Source organism: Streptomyces sp. NPDC059455, assembly GCF_042750115.1.
Classification (GTDB): domain Bacteria; phylum Actinomycetota; class Actinomycetes; order Streptomycetales; family Streptomycetaceae; genus Streptomyces; species Streptomyces endocoffeicus.
In genome coordinates this window covers 17101-19937 of record NZ_JBHYVB010000207.1, presented here as the reverse complement: position 1 = coordinate 19937, position 2837 = coordinate 17101, and the positions used below count along the sequence as shown (strand labels likewise).

General features: G+C 73.1%; 4 protein-coding genes. 1 reads left to right on the top strand and 3 read right to left on the bottom strand.

Annotated features, from left to right (window positions below; all coding sequences use genetic code 11):
• Positions 1–69: 69 nt before the first annotated feature.
• The 3 genes from ACFXB5_RS44110 to ACFXB5_RS44100 form a co-directional block, all read right to left on the bottom strand.
• Positions 70–564, bottom strand: coding sequence for a hypothetical protein (locus ACFXB5_RS44110; protein WP_385219412.1), 495 nt, complete (start codon positions 562–564; stop codon positions 70–72).
• 121 nt (positions 565–685) lie between these two features.
• Positions 686–1261 carry a DoxX family protein gene (locus ACFXB5_RS44105; protein WP_385219411.1) on the bottom strand — a complete coding sequence of 192 codons (576 nt, stop codon included), beginning with the start codon at positions 1259–1261 and terminating at the stop codon, positions 686–688.
• A 238-nt stretch (positions 1262–1499) separates the two neighbouring features.
• Positions 1500–2003 carry a metallophosphoesterase gene (locus ACFXB5_RS44100; protein WP_138910622.1) on the bottom strand — a complete coding sequence of 168 codons (504 nt, stop codon included), beginning with the start codon at positions 2001–2003 and terminating at the stop codon, positions 1500–1502.
• A gap of 56 nt (positions 2004–2059) precedes the next feature.
• Between ACFXB5_RS44100 and ACFXB5_RS44095 the strand changes: the two genes are divergently transcribed.
• Complete coding sequence (locus ACFXB5_RS44095) at positions 2060–2653, top strand: tyrosine-type recombinase/integrase (RefSeq protein ID WP_385219409.1); 594 nt, start codon at positions 2060–2062, stop codon at positions 2651–2653.
• Positions 2654–2837: the final 184 nt, after the last annotated feature.

Genomic DNA, 2837 nt, shown 5'->3' with positions numbered 1-2837 from the left:
CCGTCTGGATGGGGACGGCACCCTCGTATCCGCGGCTTTTCCAGCCGGTCCCGATACCGGTACCCGGTGTTATCTCGGCATCTCCGTCGCGGTGCCGTTCACCGTTCCGGTGGCACGCGTCGGGCGTTCCAGGATGCCCCGGGCATCGGGCGGGGCCGGATCAGGTGCGCTGGTGGTGTGCTGCGGGCCCGTGGACTCGGCGGAGCCGTTCGCGGCGCCGTTGTGCGGATGCGCCGAGCCGCCGTTGATCTTCTCGATCGCCTGCCGGGCCTGCTCACCGGGGGAGCGGGCCGCCAGCGGGGGTGAGGTGTGGGGCGCGGTGGGCACGGGCTGGTTCCGCTCCCGCTCCGGTTTGGCGTGGACGCCGATGGTCTGGGCCGTCCCGTGGCGCAGCCGGTGGCTGACCGCCTCGTCGAGGCTCACCGGCCGCTGTGTCTGGGCCGCCAGCCGGCCGGCCTCCTGGCCCAGGGCGGCGACCACGTCCCAGGGCAGATGGAGCACCAGGCGGACTTCGGCGTCGCCATCCGGCAGCGCCTGGATGGGAGGGATGAACCGGTCATTCATGGAACGGGGCCTCCGGTCTCGGTTTCGGCCTGTGCGGACGGCGCGCGTCCCCATGGGCGGGACGCGCACAGAGCCATACGGAGAACCGGCCCCGCGTGTTCACCTGACCGCCGGAGGGCTCTCAGGTCTTGCTGAGCAGGATCGTCACCGTCGCCAGGATCGCCGCCAGCACCAGCAGGGCGATGCCGTAGATCAGCCGCTGTGACCGCAGGATCGGGAGGAACGCGTCGAGGGAGATCCGTCCGGCGCCGGACAGTGCGAGCCCGGCCGCGCCGACGCCCACGAGCAGGGGAAACTCGAAGCCGCCGAAATAGCCGAGCGGCGTGGAGGCGGCCACCGCGTTGGCCATCGTGCCCGCGACGGCCGCACCGGCGAGCGGGGTGAGCAGCCCCACGGCGAGGCCGAGGCCCCCGAAGGTCTCGGCGATCCCGGCGATCACGGCCATGGCCTTGGGCGCCGGATAGCCGAACTGCGCGAACGCCACCGCCGTCTTGTCGATGCCCAGGCCGCCCCACCAGCCGAAGAGGTGCTGTGCGCCGCGCGCCGCGACGATCAGCCCGACGCCGAGCCGGATGACCAGCAGACCGACGTCATGGGCGAGGAGTACGTGCGCCGCGGACCTGGGCGAGTGCGGGGCGGGTTCGGAGGCGTTCTCCGGTACGTGCTCCGGGCCGTTCTCGTAGGGGGAATAAGACATGGCGCCCTCGTGTGGTCGGGCTCGGCGCGGATCGCCGAGCCGATATCCGATATGCACCTTAAGTACTCTTTATTCCACCGGGGTGCCGGGTTCAATCCGGATGCCCGTCGACGCCGGAGCGGCATGCCCGGACAGGGCTACCCCGAGCCCCGCCGCGGTGGTGTCGCGCGACTCCCCGGCGCGTGCCGCGCACACGGTGCTGGGCGGCTCGGCGATACCCCCGGGGAGCGGCGATCGGTCAGCGGCGGGGCGGCAGCCGGTGCAGCTCCACGGCGGTCAGCCGCCCGGCCTCGATCGCGGCCGTCAGATACGTACAGTACGGCTGCCGGCGCCGGTCGGTGGGAGAGCCGGGGTTGAGCAGCCGCAGCCGCCCCTCGGCCGTGCTGTCCCAGGGGATGTGGCTGTGGCCGAAGACCAGCACATCAAGGTCGGGGAACCGCTCGGCGCAGCGCCGCTCCCGCCCCTTCGACTGGCCGGTCTCGTGCACCACGCCCAGCCGCACCCCCGCCAGCTCGGCCCGGGCCACCTCGGGCAGCCGCGCCCGCAGCTCGGGCCCGTCGTTGTTGCCGTACACCCCGATCAGCCGCCGCGAGCGCTCCTCGAGCAGATCGAGGGTGGCGAGGTCGACCCAGTCGCCCGCGTGGATCACCACATCGGCGTCCGGCAGCCGCTCCAGCAGCTCCCCGGGGAGCGCCTTGGCGCGCCGGGGCAGATGGGTGTCGGACATCAGCAGAAGGCGCACATGGGCGACCGTACCGTCGTGCGTCCCTTGACGAGGACATCGGGGGAAGAAATAGTGTGCCAAGCGGCTCGATCGGGAGGCTCCAGGGGGTGGACGTGGCGGCGCGGACGGCGAAGGACACGGCGCGGGACCGCTATCCGCGGCCGGTGGTCACGACGGCGGAGGCGGAGTGGATCTGGCGCCGGCTGTCGGTGGAGGCGATGGAGGACGGCGCGAAGCCGGAGACCGTACGGCTCGCCGTGGTGGTGGGCCTGGCGCGGGCCAGCGGCGCCCGGTACGGCGGGCTGCTGCGCTGCACCCTGTCGGCGCTGGACCTGGACTCCGGATGGGTGACCATCGAGCACGGCAAACACCGCGTCCCGCGCCGGCACGGCCTGGACCGCGGCACCGTGCTGCTGCTGCGCCGTTGGCTGCGGGTGCGTCAGGAGCTCTGCGCCGAGCTGGAGGGGTCGGTGCCGGAGGCGCTGCTGCTGACGGTGCACCACACCCATGACAACGGGGTGACCGTGATCGCCGGGCTGCCCATCACCCGGCAGGGTCTGGTGCTCTCCTGGCGCCGGTTCGTCCACCGTACGAACGCCCGGTACGCCGGACGCCGTCCTCCGTTGCCCACCCGCTTCGAGCAGGTACGCCGCGTCTGGGACACCTGAGCGCGGCGGGGCGCCCGGGCCCGGTGGGGCGCCTGGGCCTGACGGGGGCTTCTGGGTCCGGTGGGGGCGGGGCGCTCAGGCCGCCCCGCTCCCACCGGCCCGGCTAGGCCGCGGGTGCCGCGGCCGCCGCGGTGAACGTGAAACACGCCTGTGAGATTGCGCCCTTCAAGCACACCGCGAGGGT

Excerpts from the sequence above, each read along its gene's own strand:
- ACFXB5_RS44105 (WP_385219411.1), bottom strand. The coding sequence starts at position 1,261 with ATGTCTTATTCCCCCTACGAGAACGGCCCGGAGCACGTACCGGAGAAC.
- ACFXB5_RS44110 (WP_385219412.1), bottom strand. The coding sequence starts at position 564 with ATGAATGACCGGTTCATCCCTCCCATCCAGGCGCTGCCGGATGGCGAC.